The sequence below is a fragment of the Marinobacter changyiensis genome (assembly GCF_009193265.1).
GTDB classification, from domain to species: Bacteria; Pseudomonadota; Gammaproteobacteria; order Pseudomonadales; family Oleiphilaceae; genus Marinobacter; species Marinobacter changyiensis.
The window spans coordinates 1-3,367 of record NZ_VZZZ01000013.1 but is presented as its reverse complement, the minus strand read 5'-3'; the positions used below and the strand labels follow the sequence as shown (position 1 = coordinate 3,367).

2 rRNA genes are annotated in these 3,367 nt (G+C 53.3%); both read right to left on the bottom strand.

Features of this window, described 5'->3' with window-relative positions:
• Window positions 1-6 precede the first annotated feature (6 nt).
• A 5S ribosomal RNA gene (gene rrf, locus F6Y09_RS19985) occupies window positions 7-122 on the bottom strand.
• An 84-nt stretch (window positions 123-206) separates the two neighbouring features.
• Window positions 207-3,102: ribosomal RNA gene (locus tag F6Y09_RS19980) — 23S ribosomal RNA — on the bottom strand.
• Window positions 3,103-3,367 lie beyond the last annotated feature (265 nt).

Genomic DNA, 3,367 nt, shown 5'->3' with positions numbered 1-3,367 from the left:
TTAAGAGCCTGACGATGACCTACTCTCACATGGGCAGAAGCCACACTACCATCGGCGCTGATCTGTTTCACTGCTGAGTTCGGGATGGGATCAGGTGGTTCCAGACCGCTATGGTCGTCAGACAAAACGGTTGATCACTGGTTGGACAAGATTGAAACGGTGTTCCTGATAACGATCGCGTCATCCGCAATTGTCTTGGGTGTTATATAGTCAAGCCTCACGAGCAATTAGTATCGGTTAGCTCAACGCCTCGCAGCGCTTACACACCCGACCTATCAACGTCCTGGTCTTGAACGGCTCTTCAGGGACCTCAAGGGTCCAGGGAGATCTCATCTTGGAAGGGGCTTCCCGCTTAGATGCTTTCAGCGGTTATCCTGTCCGAACGTAGCTACCGGGCAATGCCACTGGCGTGACAACCCGAACACCAGAGGTTCGTCCACTCCGGTCCTCTCGTACTAGGAGCAGCTTTCCTCAAATCTCCAACGTCCACGGCAGATAGGGACCGAACTGTCTCACGACGTTCTAAACCCAGCTCGCGTACCACTTTAAATGGCGAACAGCCATACCCTTGGGACCGGCTTCAGCCCCAGGATGTGATGAGCCGACATCGAGGTGCCAAACACCGCCGTCGATGTGAACTCTTGGGCGGTATCAGCCTGTTATCCCCGGAGTACCTTTTATCCGTTGAGCGATGGCCCTTCCATACAGAACCACCGGATCACTATGACCTACTTTCGTACCTGCTCGACGTGTCTGTCTCGCAGTCAAGCGGGCTTGTGCCATTACACTAACCGCACGATGTCCGACCGTGCTTAGCCCACCTTTGTGCTCCTCCGTTACGCTTTAGGAGGAGACCGCCCCAGTCAAACTACCCACCACACAGTGTCCTTATCCCCGATAAGGGGACGAAGTTAGAACCTCAAACAGTCCAGGCTGGTATTTCAAGGTTGGCTCCACGATGACTAGCGTCACCGCTTCAAAGCCTCCCAGCTATCCTACACAAGACTGCTCAAAGTTCACTGTGAAGCTATAGTAAAGGTTCACGGGGTCTTTCCGTCTAGCCGCGGATACACCGCATCTTCACGGCGATTTCAATTTCACTGAGTCTCGGGTAGAGACAGCGCCCCCATCGTTACGCCATTCGTGCAGGTCGGAACTTACCCGACAAGGAATTTCGCTACCTTAGGACCGTTATAGTTACGGCCGCCGTTTACCGGGGCTTCGATCAAGAGCTTCGCACAAGTGCTAACCCCATCAATTAACCTTCCGGCACCGGGCAGGCGTCACACCGTATACGTCCACTTTCGTGTTTGCACAGTGCTGTGTTTTTAATAAACAGTCGCAGGGGCCTGGTATCTTCGACCGGCGTCCGCTCCACCCGTAAAGAGCTTCACGTAATACCGGCGTGCCTTCTCCCGAAGTTACGGCACCATTTTGCCTAGTTCCTTTACCCGAGTTCTCTCAAGCGCCTTGGTATTCTCTACCTGACCACCTGTGTCGGTTTGGGGTACGGTCTCTCGTGACCTGAAGCTTAGAAGATTTTCCTGGAAGCATGGCATCAATGACTTCCAGCCCTAAAAGGGCCGTCGTCGTCGTGTCTCGACATTGAGGGACCGGATTTGCCTAATCCCCCTGCCTACTCACTTAAACCGGGACAACCGTCGCCCGGCTCACCTAGCCTTCTCCGTCTCTCCATCGCAGTCACGCGAGGTACGGGAATATTAACCCGTTTCCCATCGACTACACCTTTCGGTCTCGCCTTAGGGGCCGACTCACCCTGCGCCGATTAGCGTTGCGCAGGAAACCTTGGTCTTCCGGCGTGGGAGTTTTTCACTCCCATTGTCGTTACTCATGTCAGCATTCGCACTTCTGATACCTCCAGCAAGCTTCTCAACTCACCTTCGCAGGCTTACAGAACGCTCCCCTACCCCGTACACTTACGTGCACAGCCGCAGCTTCGGTATCCAGTTTGAGCCCCGTTACATCTTCCGCGCAGGCCGACTCGACTAGTGAGCTATTACGCTTTCTTTAAAGGATGGCTGCTTCTAAGCCAACCTCCTAGCTGTCTGAGCCTTCCCACATCGTTTCCCACTTAACTGGAATTTTGGGACCTTAGCTGGCGGTCTGGGTTGTTTCCCTCTTCACGACGGACGTTAGCACCCGCCGTGTGTCTCCCGGATAGTACTCACTGGTATTCGGAGTTTGCATCGGGTTGGTAAGTCGGGATGACCCCCTAGCCGAAACAGTGCTCTACCCCCAGTGGTATTCGTCCGAGGCGCTACCTAAATAGCTTTCGGGGAGAACCAGCTATCTCCGAGCTTGATTAGCCTTTCACTCCGATCCACAAGTCATCCCCTGGCTTTTCAACGACAGTGGGTTCGGTCCTCCAGTGCGTGTTACCGCACCTTCAACCTGCTCATGGATAGATCGCTCGGTTTCGGGTCTATGTCCAGCGACTAAATCGCCCTATTCAGACTCGGTTTCCCTACGGCTCCCCTATACGGTTAACCTCGCCACTGAACATAAGTCGCTGACCCATTATACAAAAGGTACGCCGTCACAGAACAAGTCTGCTCCGACTGCTTGTACGCATACGGTTTCAGGATCTATTTCACTCCCCTCACAGGGGTTCTTTTCGCCTTTCCCTCACGGTACTGGTTCACTATCGGTCAGTCAGGAGTATTTAGCCTTGGAGGATGGTCCCCCCATGTTCAGACAGGATATCACGTGTCCCGTCCTACTCGTTTTCACTGAACTCAGGTTTCGGATACGGGGCTATCACCCACTATGGCGGTCCTTTCCAGAACCTTCTCCTACCAGTTGTCCAGCTTAAGGGCTAGTCCCCGTTCGCTCGCCGCTACTTAGGGAATCTCGGTTGATTTCTTTTCCTCGGGGTACTTAGATGTTTCAGTTCCCCCGGTTCGCCTCTTACACCTATGTATTCAGTGCAAGATACCGACCCGAAAGTCGGTGGGTTTCCCCATTCAGAGATGCCCGGATCATAGCTTGTTTGCCAGCTCCCCGAGCCTTATCGCAGGCTTCAACGTCTTTCATCGCCTCTGACTGCCAAGGCATCCACCGTATGCGCTTAGTTGCTTGACTATATAACCCCAAGACAACTGCTCTCTCATCCGCCTACCCGAGGGCACAGCAGAGTCAAAACCAGTCGCAGGTGTCATACACAACACTTCAACGACAACACCGGATAACGCTTGATCGTTATCAATTGAGTGAATAAACCTCGTCACGACCACCCCGACCCGAAGGCCTGGCTGTCCGTCACAAGATTCATCCTCTCGGATGTTTCAATCTTGTCCACATTGTTAAAGAGCAATTCTGACCAGTGATCAGAAAGGAAGGCTTCATC